This window comes from Lysinibacillus sp. FSL M8-0134, assembly GCF_038069745.1.
Taxonomy (GTDB): Bacteria; Bacillota; Bacilli; order Bacillales_A; family Planococcaceae; genus Lysinibacillus; species Lysinibacillus irui.
The window spans coordinates 3,319,971-3,336,166 of sequence record NZ_JBBPAJ010000001.1 but is presented as its reverse complement, the minus strand read 5'-3'; the positions used below and the strand labels follow the sequence as shown (position 1 = coordinate 3,336,166).

Below are 16,196 nucleotides of genomic sequence, written 5' to 3'. Positions count from 1 at the left end.
GTATTAAATAGGATATTCTTTCATTTTCTCTAACGCAATAACAAATGGTGGATCATTCTGCTGATTGAGGAATTCATATTTTAAGACATGTACATATTTTTGTGGAAGCTTACTGACATAGTCAATAACACTATCTCGCTCTTCCTTTCCACCAGGATGACCATGATAAATGACTAGGACAATTAACCCTCCAACTTTCAAAAGCTTTAGCAAATCCTCGATAGCCTGTATTGTAGTAGTTGGTTGGGTAATAATATCATGGTTGCTACCAGGTAAATAGCCAAGATTAAAGATGGCTGCCGCTACTGGCTTGTGTACAAAGTTTGATACTTCCTCATGTCCTTTGTTTAATACAAGAGCGCGGTGCTCTAAACCGTGATCTAATAGACGATGGAGTGTAGCGTCCACTGCCTCCTTTTGAACATCAAAGGCATATACTTGTCCTTTATCTCCGACTAGCTGTGCTAAAAAGAGGGTATCATGGCCATTTCCTGCCGTCGCATCAACCACCGTATCTCCCTCTGCTATACTATCCTTTAATAGCCGCTGGGCATACTGTAAAACACGTTGTAATTTCATTTTGTAACCTCAGCCTTATAAAACTTCCCTTGCCAACTGCCACGACGTTCAAGCTCGGCATCAATACCATTCAACACTTCCCATTTATTGACACTCCACATTGGCCCAATCATTAAATCAATCGGTCCATCGCCTGTAATGCGATGAATAACCATGTCAGGTGGTAAAATTTCTAATTGATCAGCGACTAGCTTTGTGTAAACATCCTGATCTAAAAATTCTAGCATCCCTTTTTCGTATTGCTTTACCATAGGTGTTCCTTTTAATAGGTGAAGTAAGTGGATTTTAATACCTTGGACATCTAGCTTTGCCACTTCTCGTGCGGTTTCCATCATCATGTCATAGTCCTCTAAAGGCAGGCCGTTAATAATATGTGAGCAAACACGTATCCCATGTTTGCGCAATTTTTCAACACCTTCTACATAGGTTGCATAATCATGGGCGCGGTTAATAAGATTGGCAGTTTTTTCATGAACAGTTTGAAGGCCAAGCTCAATCCATAAATACGTACGCTCATTTAATTCAGCTAAGTATTCTACGACATCATCTGGTAAACAGTCCGGACGTGTAGCAATGGACAAACCAACTACACCTTCTTGCGCTAAAGCAGCTTCAAACTTTTCCTTTAAAACTGGCAATGGGGCATGTGTATTAGTATAGGCTTGGAAGTAGGCCATGTATTTGCCGTCTTTCCATTTTTGATGCATTTTATCTCGAATTTCGGCGAATTGGACATCGATTGGATCGACCTTATTGCCTGCAAAATCGCCAGAGCCAGCAGCACTGCAAAATGTACAGCCACCAAAGGCTACTGTGCCATCACGATTGGGGCAATCAAAGCCTGCGTCTAACGCAACTTTAAACACTTTATGACCAAATTGATCACGTAAATAGCGATTCCATGTATAGTATCTTTTCCCCTCAGAAGGAAAAGGAAAATTCATTTCTGTCATTTATTTCACTCCTCTAACTCTTTATTTTATCATGTGCTTTTCGTTCCGTCATGGGAGAAGGGCTTAATCATACATAGAAGTTTTAAATTGTAACGAAAAAGAGAAGATCGCATATCATTCCTAAGTAAAATATTGTGGAAGACTTGTAAAAAGGGTAAAATTATTTTCCTTGTACTTTTAAGTGTTTCAGCATAAACTAGCTATTTAGAGAAGCGAAATAATGGAGGTCATCATATGCCAAAACGTGTTTGGTTTTTAATAATTGGAATGCTTGTTAACACAACAGGCAACTCTTTTTTATGGCCTTTAAATGCCATTTATATGCATGATTATTTAGGAAAAACGCTTGCGATGGCTGGCTTTATCTTAATGCTCAATTCTGCTGCTGGGGTACTTGGTAACCTACTAGGAGGTTACTTATTTGATAGAATTGGTGGCTATAAGGCTATAATGTTTGGCATTCTGTTAACGATTGCTTCACTAATTGGTTTAACGATTTGGCACGGTTGGCCACATTATGTGTGGTTTTTAACAATACTCGGCTTTAGTGGGGGCATCGTTTTTCCAAGTATGTTTGCATTAGCTGGTGCTGCATGGCCAGAGGGCGGACGAAAAGCCTTTAATGCCATCTATTTGGCACAGAATGTTGGAGTTGCTGTAGGACCTGCACTTGCAGGTATAGTGGCAGATTATCAATTTGACTATGTTTTTAAAGTAAATTTAGGGATGTATATTTTATTCTTTTTCATTGCGCTATTTACATTTAAGCGTTTAGAGGTAGGGAGTATTGCACCGAAGAGTGTCGTTAGTGAAAGTAAACGAATTGTTAACAAGGCACCATTCTATGCTTTGTTAATTATTAGTGCGTCCTCCGTTTTATGTTGGCTAGCATATTCTCAATGGAGTGCAACGATTTCGTCTTATACCCAAGATTTAGGCTTGGGGTTAAAACAATACAGCTTACTTTGGACAATAAATGGTCTACTTATTGTTTTGGGGCAACCTCTTATTGCGCCTCTTGTAAAACGGTGGGAGCATCATTTAAAACGTCAGTTAGTGTTTGGTGTAACGCTTATTGCCATTTCTTTTGGAATTATTGCCTTTGCAAGTGATTTTAAAATGTTCGGTGCAGCGATGCTTGTTTTAACATTTGGCGAAATGTTTTATACCCCCGCATTGCCAACCATTGCGAATCAGCTTGCACCAAAAGGACGACAAGGGTTTTATCAGGGCATAATTAATAGTGCTGCGACTGGGGGACGGATGATTGGGCCATTATTCGGCGGGATAATGGTGGATCAGTTTGGGATGATCCCACTAGTGTTAACCTTAGTGGTCATTGTGCTGTTGGCTATTATCCCATGTTTAACTTACGATTATCCTTTAAAAAAGAACAATATAGTTGTAGATTAATAATCTAACAAAATAAAAAGAGAGCAAAATCGAGTGTGTATAACACTTGGTTTTGCTCTTTTTTATAGGAGATATTGAAAAATATTGTCAACAGGCTTACAATTATATATATTCAAATATTTGAATATGTAGTGATATGGAGGTTTTTTTATGGAAGAGGGCTTACAACAGTTTAAGGCGGATTTTTTTAAAGCATTAGCACATCCGTTACGTATTAGAATACTTGAACTCCTTGTAGATGGTCAGAAAAGTGTCAACGAGATTCAAGATTGTTTAGAAAAAGAGGGCTCGGCAGTTTCACAGCAATTAAGTGTTTTACGTGCTAAAAATATTGTTTATGGGGTGAAAGAAGGTAAAAAAGTTTACTATTCTTTAAGTGATCCAATGATTGGTGAATTACTCGGAGTGGCAAAGGATATTTTTAATAACCATTTAGTTAATACCATTTCAAGATTAGAAGAAATGACGAGCAATGAAGGTGACGAAGACAATAAGTAAATCAATGATGTTTAAAAATTATGCTTTGCTTATTATTTTGAAGGGAAGATTTATCTATGAAGTCACTGTTTACAGGACGCTTTGAAGGGTATTCAGTTCATCATGTAAAGAAGGATGTAATGTCTGGAATTATTGTTGGGATTGTCGCCATTCCACTCGCCATGTCCTTTGCCATTGCATCTGGTGTGAAACCTGAGTATGGTATTTATACCGCTTGTATTGCTGGTATCCTTATTTCGCTTTTTGGTGGATCTAAATATCAAATTGGTGGGCCCACCGGAGCGTTTGTGCCGGTATTATTAGGAATTGTCCTTACTTATGGCTATGAAGATTTATTACTTGCCGGTTTAATGGCAGGGGTTTTGCTTTGCTTAATGGGTATTTTTAAGCTGGGGTCTTTAATTAAGTTTATTCCTCGCCCTGTAACAGTTGGTTTTACTGCAGGTATAGCTGTTCTTATTTTTACAGGTCAAATTGCCAATTTTTTAGGGCTAACCAATATGGAAAGACATGAATATTTTATGGACAATATACAAGAAATCGTTAAGCAGCTAGGTACGACGAATGTTTATAGTATCTTTACGGCAATCCTTTGTTTACTAACGATTATCATCACACCAAAACTTTTTCCAAAAGTTCCTGGTGCATTAGTTGGAATTGTTGTTTCAACTCTTGTGGCAACGTTCTTCTTTTCAGGACAAGTTGCCACTATTGCAACAGCCTATGGTCAAATTCCTAATTCATTACCTCATTTTGCTTTTCCTCCTATTACGTTGGAACGCTTACAACAGCTTATTGGTCCAGCGTTTGTCATTGCAATGCTAGGAGGCATAGAATCTCTGCTATCTGCTGTCGTTGCAGACGGGATGACAAATAGTAAGCATAACAGCAACCGGGAACTTATTGGGCAAGGGATTGCCAATATCGTGACGCCATTGTTTGGAGGTATACCTGCCACGGGTGCGATTGCACGTACAGCGACCAATATTAAAACAGGCGCAATTTCTCCTATGTCAGGTATCATCCATGGTGTGTTTGTCTTAGTCACATTATTGTTATTAGCTCCATATGCGTCACACATACCGTTAGCAAGTATGGCTCCTGTGTTAATGGTAGTAGCTTGGAATATGAGTGAACGACACCATTTTTTGCATATTGTGAAATTAAAATCTGGAGATTCACTTGTATTATTGATTACCTTTTTATTAACTGTCTTTACTAGTCTTACATTAGCAGTCGAAGTAGGGCTAGTCTTGGCTGTGCTTTTATTTGCGAAACGGATGAGTGAAAAGCTTGTTGTCACAAAAGTATTACCCGATCATTCCCTCAAAGGGGAGAAGGTGCAGGCACATGTCGTTCACCAGCAGCATGATTGTCCGCAAATTAGCATGTATACAATTGAAGGTCCACTGTTTTTTGGTGCAGCACAAATGTTTGAACAAACGATTGAAAGCGCGTTACATCAGAAATCAAAAGTTTTGATTTTACGAATGGGGAAAGTGCCCTTTATGGATTCAACTGGTGAAGCATATTTTAGCAATATCATGGATAACTTTATAGCGCAAGGTGGTACTATTTTGTTAACTGGTGTGCAAGGTGATTTAAAGGTAGCCCTGCAGCACAATGGAATCTACGATAAAATAGGCGCGCAACATTTTTATCAGCACACAGGAGAAGCAATTACAAAAGCTATTAGCTATTTGGATGTAAATCAATGCATTGGATGTCAGCATTTTGCTTTTCATGAATGTAAGGATTTATCTAAAACTAAGGAAAAAAAGGAATTAATTGTTCAGTAATGGGTAACCTGTAAACAAAGGCTTGTGCTTTTCAATACTTTCCATTAGAATAAATGCAATATCATGTAAAGACTGTGATGAGGAATAGTAGATTTGTGGTTCTTTTTAGAGAGCTAGCGGTTGGTGAAAGCTAGTAAGAAAGCAAGTTGAACTCGCCTTCTGAGTCTGCCCGCGTGAAATATCGTGTGTCGTTTCTTCCGCGTTAAGGAAGCTTGAGCCGAGTGTAATCACTAATCTGGGTGGTACCGCGGGAGTACAAATTCTCTCGTCCCTTCTTTAAGAATGGGGCGAGTTTTTTTATTTTTTAAATATTTTGTCAATTCTGATGAAGAGCAACATGATCCATCGAAGGAGGAAAAAGAATGAGTTTTAATCATCAACAAATTGAAAAAAAGTGGCAGCAATATTGGGCTGATAATAAAACATTTAAAACTGAAAATGAAACAGCGAAGCCTAAATTTTATGCCCTAGATATGTTCCCATATCCATCTGGTGCTGGACTTCATGTAGGCCATCCAGAAGGATATACAGCAACAGATATCCTTTCACGCTTTAAACGTATGCAAGGCTACAATGTATTACACCCAATGGGCTGGGATGCATTTGGTTTACCAGCTGAGCAATATGCACTTGATACTGGTAATGATCCAGCTGAGTTTACCGCAAAAAATATTGCGACATTCAAGCGTCAAATCCAAGAGCTAGGCTTTAGCTATGATTGGGATCGCGAAATTAACACAACGGACCCTAACTATTATAAATGGACACAATGGATTTTTATCCAACTTTATAAAAAAGGTTTAGCTTATGTCGATGAAGTGGCTGTGAACTGGTGTCCAGCACTTGGTACTGTATTGGCGAATGAAGAGGTAATTGATGGGAAATCAGAACGTGGAGGGCATCCAGTAGAACGTCGACCAATGAAACAATGGATGCTAAAAATTACGGCATATGCAGACCGTTTAATTGATGACTTAGAGGAAGTAGATTGGCCAGAGTCTATTAAAGATATGCAACGTAACTGGATTGGTCGTTCAGAAGGGGCAGAAGTAACATTTGATATTGATGGTACAGATCAAAACTTCACGGTATTTACAACACGTCCTGATACATTATTTGGTGCTACATACTGTGTGCTTGCACCTGAACATAAATTAGTAGAACAGATTACTACTGCTGAACAACGCCAAGCTGTCGAGGATTATTTAGAAAAGGTCAAAATGAAATCTGACCTTGAGCGTACAGATTTAGCGAAAGAGAAAACAGGTGTATTTACAGGAGCCTATGCAGTGAATCCGATTAACGGTAAAAAAGTTCCGATTTGGATTGCTGATTATGTACTAGTGTCTTACGGTACAGGTGCTATTATGGCGGTTCCAGCCCATGATGAACGAGACTATGAATTTGCAACAGCGTTCGGCTTAGACATTGTTCCTGTCCTTGAAGGCGGAGACATCAGCAAAGAAGCATTTACTGGTGATGGTCCACATATTAACTCGGACTTCCTAAATGGTTTAAACAAAGTAGATGGCATCGCGAAAGCAATCGAATGGTTAGAGCAAAAAGGCGTAGGGGAGAAGAAAATCTCTTATCGTCTACGTGACTGGTTATTCTCTCGTCAACGTTACTGGGGTGAACCGATTCCAATGATTCATTGGGAAGATGGCACGATCACACCTGTTCCAGAAGAGGAACTACCATTAATGCTTCCGAAAACAGATAATATCCGTCCATCGGGTACTGGTGAATCACCATTGGCAAATATTGCAGAATGGGTGAATGTTGTAGATCCAGAGACAGGCAAAAAAGGCCGTCGTGAAACAAATACAATGCCACAGTGGGCAGGCTCTAGCTGGTACTTCTTACGCTATATCGATCCTACAAATACAGAAGCGATTGCTGATCCAGAATTACTAAAACGCTGGTTACCAGTTGATATTTATATTGGTGGGGCTGAGCATGCTGTACTACATTTACTATACGCTCGCTTCTGGCATAAAGTGTTATATGATTTAGGTGTTGTTCATACGAAAGAGCCGTTCCAAAAATTATTTAACCAAGGTATGATTCTTGGTGAAGGTAATGAAAAAATGTCTAAATCTAAAGGGAATGTTGTAAACCCAGATGAAATCATCGATTCGCATGGGGCAGATACATTACGTTTATATGAAATGTTTATGGGACCACTTGAGGCTTCTGTTGCATGGTCTACAAATGGCTTAGACGGCGCACGACGCTTCTTAGACCGTATCTGGCGTCTATTTGTCAATGAAGAGGATGGAACAATCTCTGCTAAAATTCAAGTATCTAACGATCAAACACTTGAAAAAGCTTATCACCAAACAGTGAAAAAAGTGACAGAGGATTATGAAGGCATCCGCTTTAATACAGCTATTTCACAAATGATGGTATTTATCAACGATTGCTATAAAGTTGATGTGATCCCAACAGCCTATGCGGAAGGTTTTGTTAAAATGCTAGCACCAATCGCTCCACATATTGCTGAAGAATTATGGCAGCTATTAGGTAATGAAGGAACAATTTCTTATGCGCAATGGCCAACGTATGATGAAGCTAAGCTTGTGGATGATGAAGTAGAAGTAGCAGTGCAAGTTGCGGGTAAAGTACGTGCTAAAATCGTCGTAGCAAAAGATGCTTCAAAAGAGGACATCGAAAAAGTGGCGTTGGCTGATGAAAAAGTACAAGAATATATGGCAGGAAAGAGCTTAGTAAAAGTCATCGTTATTCCAGGCAAACTTGTCAATATTGTCGTTAAATAAAGAGACATAAATTAAAATGTGCATTACTAAAACATAGTTATCAATACCTAAATAAAAAAATAAATCAAAGGACAAAACATATTTTATATGACTAATATGTTTTGTCCTTTTTAAATTAGTATAACGAAATACTAAAAAATCCTTCAGGTTCGGTCCATCCTTCTCATTTATAACGATTAACGGAATTCTTTTAACACTTTTGTATTTTTTAAATGGACAGGTACAGTAAATCCAGATCCTTTCTGGATAGGTTCTCAATGTTAATTATTAGAAAAGGAGAATAGTTTTGTTATCTATAGTTCCTATTATTCTTTTTGGTATTTCACTTGCCCTTTGTATTGTACTATTTCTTAGAATGAATCGAATCAAAGAACGTAAAGAGAAATTACCTCTAATAATTCTATTTAGTTTCACTCTACTTAGTTTTTTAGTGCTATTGTATTCTGCGCTTTATCATTAAATAACATCGTTAAATTTTTTGAAGTGAAGGAATGGATAGATCCCATTCAAGAGCAGAATTACTTGAATCAGTCTATTATTCAGAACGATGAAAAACTGAAAGAACACTCATCTGTTTAAGAGTTAAAACAAATGAGTGTTCTTTTTTAATTTGATAAGTGTTGGGCATGAACGCCTTTTAATTGGAAAAAGCGGTCATATTCAGTCATTCTTAGCACCTAACTTTCTTTTCATCCTTTCTTGTCTACATCTTGCAAATGTCGTTGTTTTGATGTGCAACCCATAGCGATTACGAAGATACAATACAGAAAAACTGCACCCAACTAACCGAGTCGAGTGCAGTTCAAAAATAGTCCCATATTCAGTTTAAATAATCAATCCAACAATAATAGCTGTTAGGATACTTACAAGTGTAGCGCCGTACAACAACTTTAAGCCAAATCGTGCAACAACATTTCCTTGTCTTTCGTTCAACCCTTTCACTGCCCCGGAAATAATACCAATGGATGAAAAGTTGGCAAAGGATACAAGGAATACAGAAATAATGCCCAGTGTACGTTCACTCATGGACGCTGAGACGTCACCAAGATTGATCATGGCAACGAATTCATTCGTTACTAATTTAGTTGCCATAATGCCGCCAGCAGAAACAGCATCTTTCCATGGGATCCCCATTAAGAAGGCGATTGGTGCAAAGATATAGCCTAATATTTCTTGGAAAGAGATGCCGATAATCATATCAAATAGTGAATTGATTAAATCCATTAAAGCTACGAAACCAATAAGCATGGCACCAACAATGATGGCTACTTTAAAGCCATCCATAATATATTCTCCAATCATTTGGAAGAAGGCTTGCTTATGCTCATCTTCAATCGTTAAGATATCTTCCTTTTCATCTACAGTATAAGGATTAATGATGGAAACAATGATAAAGCCCCCAAATAGATTCAGGACTATGGCCGTTACAACATATTTAGGCTCAATCATTGTCATGTAGGCTCCAACAACTGACATCGAAACGGTAGACATAGCTGATGCACATAAAGTATACATACGATGAGGGGCAATCTTATCTAATTGTTTTTTGACCGTTATGAATACTTCGGATTGTCCTACCATAGCAGAAGCAACGGCATTATAGGACTCTAATTTTCCCATACCACTGACTTTGCTTAAAAATAATCCTATCCATTTCATAAATAAGGGAAGTATTCTAAAGTGTTGTAAAATCCCGATCAAGACTGAAATAAAGATAATCGGTAATAATACTGTTAAAAAGAATGGTGATTCTCCTTCATTTGCTAAACCACCAAAAACAAATGATATACCTGCATTGGCATATGATAATAAATGATCAAATACTTTTGTGATTCCTTTGATTAGAACATAACCAACTGTTGTATTGAGTAGTAAAGCTGCCAATAAAAATTGGATGATTAACATAATAACTATATATTTATATTTTATTTCTTTTTTGTTTTTACTCATTAAAAAAGCTAATGCAAAAACAAGTAACAATCCACACAAGGATATTAAGTACCTCATCATTTCCTCCATATTTATATATAATATTTTTTGCCATGATGTTCCAATTTCAAAAGAACAGCTTAAGATCTAATTAGTCAGACGTCAGACAAACAATCTCACTATAACAGTTTTTTTGCTAGTTATTCAATAGAAAAAAGAAAAAAAGTATGCTTCTTGGCATACGAATACGATAAATACAGTGTATAACCGACATATTCCAAATAAAATCATTAAAATCAACGATGAAAAAAATGCTTGTTACAATGCTTTTTTATTGTGTGGAGTTTTTGAAAAATTATGTCCATCGTAAAAACGTAGCGGTTATTTTCTTTTTTTGAAACCAATAAGCAATGGATTACGACTATAGGGTGAATGTGTATAGGAGGTGTTTGGGTGAGTGAGCATTTAGCAGCCATTATGGAAGAGCACGGTGAATATTGCTTACGAGTGGCTTATCTATATGTAAAGGACTGGTCGATTGCTGAAGAAATTGTTCAGGATGTATTTTTCGCGTATTATCGTCAGCAGAATCGTTTTGAACAAAGATCCTCCCTAAAGACGTATTTAGTCAAAATTACCGTACATAAAAGTCATGATTATCTACGAAGTTGGAAAAATAAACGACATCTATTGATGGAAAAAATACATATGGGTGCAAGTAAACGTACTCCGGAAAAGGAATTAGTAGTTAAGGATGAGCGATCAACATTAAAGTGTGCTTTATTTGAGTTACCAATTACTTATCGAGAGGTAGCTATCCTTTATTATTATCAGGAATTAAAGATCAGGGAAATGGCAGATATTCTTGCATGTACAGAAAATACGATTAAAACTAGATTGCACCGAGCAAGAAAAATGTTACAGGAAAGATTAGAGAAAAGTGAGTGGGAGGTGTTAGTAGATGACAACTTTTAAAGAGAAGTTGGATCAAGAACTTGGCGAAGCACCACGATTTACGCAATCATTACAGCAGGATATTCTACAGCGAGTACAGCAAGAAAAAAAGGTAACAAAACGCTGGTCATATCCACTGATTTTTATAGGTGCGATACTCATACTACTTTTGTTAGTAGAGATGGGGCCATTAGGACAGATGGAGCAAACTCGTCAAGCTTCAATTGTTACCCTGGCACAGCAAGAAACAGTAAAAAAATATACGATGATTTCAAATTCAGATGAGGAGACCTTTCTAGCGGGAAGACCTGGGTGGACGATTGGCCAAAAAGTATATAAACAAATTCCCGAAAAGGAATTATTACAGCAGCTATTACAGCAGGCCACAGTAACACAGAAATATGAAGAGAACCAATTTTTATTTCGTACCATACAGGATGTTTGGGCACAGTTTGAAAATGACCAGATCATTAAGTTGAAGATGTTCATAGGTGAGGAAAGTATTCTAATAGAAGATCATGACCATAAATCATTTTATAAAGTTAATAATAGAGAACTGACAAAGGCTTATGAAAACCTCACTCTCAAAGATCAAGCTAAATTTGGAATGAAAGGTTATGTTGTTTTTCTAGTCCTTCTACTAGCTATTCATATGCTTGTCGAAAAAATAATGAGGAAAAGGTTCAACATTCCAAAGGGGTATGTTTCTAGGGGCCATCGACGTGCTGTATGGACTCTTAAAGCTTTGAATATCGTCATGCTCATTTTATTTATGGTAAAAGGGTGGATTTTATATACCGTCATCATTGGAGGATACTTAACTGTTATTCTTTTTAGTTCCATTTTTATAGACTACTGCTACGGTCGAGAGGAAAAAAGACATTATCTTTCTATCAGTTTAGCTATTGTCAGTCTCCTATTACTTAGCCTATTTATTTTTTATATCAGCTAATTGAAGACAAAAGCCTGAACCCGAAAAAATCTAGTGTTCAGGCTTCTTTTCTTTAGTTTCAGTTTGTAGCATTAATTGATAGATACACGAAATCATAAAGCTAGCAGCTAATCCATATAGCATGTTAAAGTTTAGACCTACACCTAATCCGATAATCATGGAAAGCAGTAGAACCAGCCAGCTATGTTGATGAATGCTACGATTAGTAAATAACAGAATTAACATAAACGGTAGCATTGAAATGTGTAAGAAGGCGAAAGAATAGATAACACCTAAAATAGTTAAATCAATAGATAAGAAAAAAATTAATATAATAACCATTAGACAAATCAAATAAAAGTAGTAAGGTCTTTTCTTCACAAAAAATCGTTTCGTTGCCCGCATGTCTACTAGTAAGGTCGTTACAACAGCTAATAGAACAATAACAAGGAAGGCAAAAGTTAGAAAGCCTGGTTGTACTTCATATAAAAATGTGAAAATCAGAACTTGAAACTGGCCAAAGGAGCCACCATATAAAGCAATCATTAAGATGGCTGTGAATGACAGTGTTAATAACGCTAAGATCACACCTGATGAAAGTAGACTACGACGCACTTTTTTTGGCTTAATAAATGCAATTAAATACCAAGTCGATTTATCAAAGAGAACTTGTCCTAAAACAGCTAGTTGAATTATAACAAAAAAGAGTAGGATCTCACTATTTTTAAAATAAAATAAATACGGGTGGTATAAGCGAATTCCTTCATATACAGTACTTGCGCCATTTTGTACGAAGTAATAAATGGGAATAAAAATAAGTAAAGAAAAAAGAGCAATAATAAATAAAATTTCGAGCCATAGTATACTTTTCACTGACATGATCCGATCAAGAAGTAACATGATAATTAAAAATAAAAAAAGTGTAATAGGCACAGGGATATTTAACATAATTTCAGATAATACACTGATGCTTATTAATTGAATTAGCCATAGTTCAATGCCTGTCAGAAGATAAAATAGCCGTATCACTTTTAAATTCATGCCACTTAATTTTTGCTGTATCGTAAAAAGTAAAAAACTTTGTGTATGTTGATGTTGCGTGTAATCACTCTTATTTAACAATGAGGAAAGTGCGCTTTGGATTGCATCATGGTTAGAGCTCCACACTTTATATTTCTCCACGATAGCATTTAATTCGCTAGCAATAACTGGTTTTGTAAGATAATCCTTTACCCCGATACGCAATGCTTGTTGGGCATATTCAAAGGTCTGATAAGCAGTTACCATAATGATATCAACTTCATAAAGCTCCTTTAGTTCCTTACTTAAAGTGATTCCATCTTTCCCAGGCATTTGAATATCTAAAAAGGCGATGGTCATACGATGCTTTTTAGCTAATTGCAGAGCTTGTGAGGCATCCTGAGCAGTATGGAATGTCCAATTAGGAAAATGAGGTTTTAATAAATAAATCATTTGCTCTAATTCTAGCGGCTCATCATCTGCGATTAATATATTCAAGGTGTCATTCTCCTTTCACATTCAAATTGATAGAAAGCCTAAGCGGGAACATGGATTGTCACAGTATAAAACTGTTCATTATTTTGGATCGAGAATAAAATATTTTCGAGTCCATAAATAAGCTCAAGTCGTTTTCTAATATTTTCAAGACCGTAACCTTGCTGCAATTCGTCCTCTACTAGCACAGTAGTATGTTCTATCTTTTCAAGTGGTTGTGTATTTTTAATTTCTATTAATAATATGTTTTCCATTTTTTTTATCGTAATAGATAATTCCGCAGGTCCTATATGTTTTTCAAAGCTATGTTTATATGCATTTTCAATAATGGTCTGCAGAATAAATGGAGGTATCGGGACAGTTAGGGCCTCATCATCCACATGCTTATGAATCGTCAAACGATGTCCAAAGCGTAACTGTTGGATATTTAAATAACTATCGACAAATTGTACCTCGTTTTTTAATGCAATTAAAACCTCATGATTATTGTATTTAAATTTAAAAAACGTTGCTAAGGCCTCAATGCCCGCAACCAAATCCTCCTTTCGATTGATGCGGGCTAGGCTTAGTAATGAATTTAATGCGTTAAAAAAGAAATGCGGCTGTATTTGCTGATTTAACTGGAGAATATTCGCTCTTTGTAAATCCTGCTCAAGCTCTAAATTTCTTTTTTCCTCCTCAAGGCTATCGATTTGTTTTTCGAAAATAAATATAAAAGTAAGCAGAAAAGCTCCAATAATTGGAGCAATTACACATAGGAGAATATATATGTTGAAGGTTTCTAGTTGTAACATAATGACCTCTCCAATTATTTTATTTGTGTAAAGTACATTAAACTAAATTTTCTGCAAAATGGCAAGCTACCTTATGTGTTGCCGTGATTTCTCGTAATGCTGGAACTTCTGCTTTGCATTTATCTGTTGCGAATGGACAACGTGTGTGAAAGCTACAGCCAGTAGGTGGGTTAAGAGGTGACGGTAGGTCTCCTTTTAAAATAATACGCTCCTTGCGATGTTGCTTATCAATCACTGGAATAGATGAAAACAGTGCTTTTGTATAAGGATGATGTGGTTGTGAGAACAGTGACTGCTTATCAGCAATTTCCACGACCTTCCCAAGATACATAACCATAATACGGTCTGAAATATGGCGAACAACACTTAAATCATGTGAGATAAATAGAAATGTTAAATCTAAATCTCTTTGTAGCTGCTTCAGTAAATTTAATATTTGTGCTTGAATGGAAACATCTAAGGCAGAAACAGATTCATCACAAATAATAATTTTAGGATTAACAGCAAGGGCTCTCGCGATACCAATACGCTGGCGCTGACCACCTGAAAATTCATGTGGATAACGCTCTAAATATTCTGGACGTAACCCTACAAGGGACATTAATTCCAACATACGTGCTTCCTGCTTTTCAGGTGGTACTATTTTTTGAATAGACATAGCTTCCGTTAACATTTTTCGAATCGTTCTTCGTGGGTTAAGAGAAGCATATGGATCCTGGAAAATAATTTGTATGTCTTTCCGTGCAGCTCGTAGCTCTTTTTTACTCATATTCACTAAGTTTTTACCGAATAACAATACTTCCCCTGAAGTAGGCTCATCCAATCTTAAAATAGAACGGCCAGTCGTTGATTTTCCACAGCCAGATTCTCCTACAATGCTGAGTGTTTCACCAGGCATAATATCGAAGGAAACACCATCAACAGCTTTAACAACCTGTTGTGGGCCGAAGAGCTTTTCTTTTTTTAAGAAAAAATGCTGTTTTAAATCATTTACTTGTAATAGTGGTTGTGTTTGATGTGCCGTTGTCATACTGTCATCTCCTTCATAAGTGTTTCTCCTTGCCATTCATTGCTGTACATCCAGCATCTAACTTTTTTCCCTTGCTCGACTGTAAGAAGTTCAGGTTGTTTGTCACGACATAAATCTGTAGCAAATGGGCAGCGTTCTGCATAACGACAGCCAATTGGGTAATTGTATGGACTTGGAACAGTTCCATGAATAGTAGAAAGTTCTTCTTGATCTTCATATAGCTTCGGTAAGGATTGAATAAGTCCATTCGTATAAGGGTGTAATGGTTTTTCAAAAAGGCTTTCAGTTGTGCCTTCTTCTACAACCTGTCCCGCATACATAACCGCTATTTTATCACAAACTTCTGCTACAACTCCGAGGTCATGCGTAATGAAGATAATACTCATTCCTAATTGTTTTTGTAGGTTTTGAATAATATCAATAATTTGAGCTTGAATCGTTACATCTAGTGCCGTTGTTGGTTCGTCTGCAATTAACACATCTGGTGTACAGGCTAAGGCCATCGCAATCATAATACGTTGTCGCATGCCACCACTTAATTGATAAGGCTCCTGCTTCGCTCTTTTTTCAGGTGCAGGAATTCCTACTAGACGAATCATATCGACAGCCTTTTGCCATGCTTCTTTACGAGATAAGCCTTGGTGCAATCGAATCGATTCAGCTATTTGCTCACCTACTGATAAAACAGGGTTTAAGCTCGTCATAGGCTCTTGAAAAATCATTGATATTTTATTGCCTCGAATTTTGCGTAACTCTTCATCTGATAATTTTAAGATGTCCGTATTATTTAATAGAATCTCACCATTGATGATTTTTCCAGGTGGTGAGGGTACTAAACGTAGTAATGACAGGGAAGTCATGGATTTTCCACAACCAGATTCACCAACAATACCGAGTGTTTCTCCTTTTTGCAGTGTAAAGGATACGCCATCAACAGCTTTGGCAACCCCTTCACTTGAATAAAAATACGTTTGTAAATTTTTCACTTCCAACACTGTTTCTTGTTTCATCTGTTTTTCCC

At 36.9% G+C, this 16,196-nt stretch carries 13 protein-coding genes and 1 other annotated feature; of the genes, 6 read left to right on the top strand and 7 right to left on the bottom strand.

Annotated features, from left to right (window positions below; all coding sequences use genetic code 11):
- Positions 1 to 3: 3 nt before the first annotated feature.
- Positions 4 to 579, bottom strand: a complete 576-nt coding sequence (locus tag MKY49_RS16900; RefSeq protein WP_322606010.1) for a tRNA (mnm(5)s(2)U34)-methyltransferase — start codon at positions 577 to 579, stop codon at positions 4 to 6.
- On the bottom strand, positions 576 to 1,532 hold the full coding sequence (locus MKY49_RS16895; RefSeq protein ID WP_274794156.1) for a TIGR01212 family radical SAM protein: 957 nt from the start codon (positions 1,530 to 1,532) through the stop codon (positions 576 to 578). Before MKY49_RS16895 ends, MKY49_RS16900 begins: the two co-directional genes overlap by 4 nt.
- A gap of 234 nt (positions 1,533 to 1,766) precedes the next feature.
- Here MKY49_RS16895 and MKY49_RS16890 point away from each other — a divergent pair, with 234 nt between their 5' ends.
- From MKY49_RS16890 to leuS, 4 genes are all read left to right on the top strand, one after another.
- Positions 1,767 to 2,945 (top strand): MDR family MFS transporter, encoded by a 1,179-nt coding sequence (locus tag MKY49_RS16890; RefSeq protein WP_341386703.1) that lies wholly within the window; start codon positions 1,767 to 1,769, stop codon positions 2,943 to 2,945.
- A 150-nt stretch (positions 2,946 to 3,095) separates the two neighbouring features.
- Positions 3,096 to 3,443: an ArsR/SmtB family transcription factor gene (locus MKY49_RS16885; RefSeq protein WP_274794154.1), complete on the top strand. Its 348-nt coding sequence runs from the start codon at positions 3,096 to 3,098 to the stop codon at positions 3,441 to 3,443.
- A 56-nt stretch (positions 3,444 to 3,499) separates the two neighbouring features.
- Positions 3,500 to 5,242 carry a SulP family inorganic anion transporter gene (locus MKY49_RS16880; protein ID WP_322606012.1) on the top strand — a complete coding sequence of 581 codons (1,743 nt, stop codon included), beginning with the start codon at positions 3,500 to 3,502 and terminating at the stop codon, positions 5,240 to 5,242.
- A 65-nt stretch (positions 5,243 to 5,307) separates the two neighbouring features.
- Positions 5,308 to 5,518: a binding site (T-box leader), on the top strand.
- Between the two features lie 86 nt (positions 5,519 to 5,604).
- Complete coding sequence (gene leuS, locus MKY49_RS16875; protein ID WP_312506629.1) at positions 5,605 to 8,022, top strand: leucine--tRNA ligase; 2,418 nt, start codon at positions 5,605 to 5,607, stop codon at positions 8,020 to 8,022.
- A gap of 825 nt (positions 8,023 to 8,847) precedes the next feature.
- Here the strand turns inward: leuS and MKY49_RS16870 are convergent.
- Positions 8,848 to 10,029, bottom strand: coding sequence for a NupC/NupG family nucleoside CNT transporter (locus MKY49_RS16870; RefSeq protein ID WP_274797369.1), 1,182 nt, complete (start codon positions 10,027 to 10,029; stop codon positions 8,848 to 8,850).
- A gap of 375 nt (positions 10,030 to 10,404) precedes the next feature.
- On the opposite strand from MKY49_RS16870, the gene MKY49_RS16865 reads away from it, so the two are divergent.
- Both MKY49_RS16865 and MKY49_RS16860 read left to right on the top strand, forming a co-directional pair.
- A complete protein-coding gene (locus tag MKY49_RS16865) occupies positions 10,405 to 10,926 on the top strand; it encodes a sigma-70 family RNA polymerase sigma factor (RefSeq protein WP_312506628.1) in 522 nt (173 codons plus the stop codon).
- Complete coding sequence (locus tag MKY49_RS16860; RefSeq protein ID WP_341386702.1) at positions 10,913 to 11,857, top strand: DUF4181 domain-containing protein; 945 nt, start codon at positions 10,913 to 10,915, stop codon at positions 11,855 to 11,857. Before MKY49_RS16865 ends, MKY49_RS16860 begins: the two co-directional genes overlap by 14 nt.
- Positions 11,858 to 11,887: 30 nt before the next feature.
- Here MKY49_RS16860 and MKY49_RS16855 read toward each other — a convergent pair whose 3' ends face one another.
- Genes MKY49_RS16855 through MKY49_RS16840 form a run of 4 tightly spaced genes read right to left on the bottom strand, consistent with a single transcriptional unit; the run spans position 11,888 to position 16,185 of the window.
- Complete coding sequence (locus MKY49_RS16855) at positions 11,888 to 13,354, bottom strand: response regulator (RefSeq protein ID WP_341386701.1); 1,467 nt, start codon at positions 13,352 to 13,354, stop codon at positions 11,888 to 11,890.
- A 38-nt stretch (positions 13,355 to 13,392) separates the two neighbouring features.
- Complete coding sequence (locus MKY49_RS16850; RefSeq protein WP_341386700.1) at positions 13,393 to 14,145, bottom strand: sensor histidine kinase; 753 nt, start codon at positions 14,143 to 14,145, stop codon at positions 13,393 to 13,395.
- A 37-nt stretch (positions 14,146 to 14,182) separates the two neighbouring features.
- The gene (locus tag MKY49_RS16845; protein ID WP_274794146.1) at positions 14,183 to 15,175 is read right to left on the bottom strand and encodes an ABC transporter ATP-binding protein; all 993 of its coding nucleotides are present in this window, start codon (positions 15,173 to 15,175) and stop codon (positions 14,183 to 14,185) included.
- Positions 15,172 to 16,185: an ABC transporter ATP-binding protein gene (locus tag MKY49_RS16840; protein ID WP_274794145.1), complete on the bottom strand. Its 1,014-nt coding sequence runs from the start codon at positions 16,183 to 16,185 to the stop codon at positions 15,172 to 15,174. The genes MKY49_RS16845 and MKY49_RS16840 overlap by 4 nt, the downstream gene beginning before the upstream one ends.
- Positions 16,186 to 16,196 lie beyond the last annotated feature (11 nt).

Coding starts and splice junctions, on each gene's coding strand:
- MKY49_RS16900 (WP_322606010.1), bottom strand. CDS start 579: ATGAAATTACAACGTGTTTTACAGTATGCCCAGCGGCTATTAAAGGAT.
- MKY49_RS16895 (WP_274794156.1), bottom strand. CDS start 1,532: ATGACAGAAATGAATTTTCCTTTTCCTTCTGAGGGGAAAAGATACTAT.
- MKY49_RS16890 (WP_341386703.1), top strand. CDS start 1,767: ATGCCAAAACGTGTTTGGTTTTTAATAATTGGAATGCTTGTTAACACA.
- MKY49_RS16885 (WP_274794154.1), top strand. CDS start 3,096: ATGGAAGAGGGCTTACAACAGTTTAAGGCGGATTTTTTTAAAGCATTA.
- MKY49_RS16880 (WP_322606012.1), top strand. CDS start 3,500: ATGAAGTCACTGTTTACAGGACGCTTTGAAGGGTATTCAGTTCATCAT.
- leuS (WP_312506629.1), top strand. CDS start 5,605: ATGAGTTTTAATCATCAACAAATTGAAAAAAAGTGGCAGCAATATTGG.
- MKY49_RS16870 (WP_274797369.1), bottom strand. CDS start 10,029: ATGAGGTACTTAATATCCTTGTGTGGATTGTTACTTGTTTTTGCATTA.
- MKY49_RS16860 (WP_341386702.1), top strand. CDS start 10,913: ATGACAACTTTTAAAGAGAAGTTGGATCAAGAACTTGGCGAAGCACCA.
- MKY49_RS16850 (WP_341386700.1), bottom strand. CDS start 14,145: ATGTTACAACTAGAAACCTTCAACATATATATTCTCCTATGTGTAATT.
- MKY49_RS16845 (WP_274794146.1), bottom strand. CDS start 15,175: ATGACAACGGCACATCAAACACAACCACTATTACAAGTAAATGATTTA.
- MKY49_RS16840 (WP_274794145.1), bottom strand. CDS start 16,185: ATGAAACAAGAAACAGTGTTGGAAGTGAAAAATTTACAAACGTATTTT.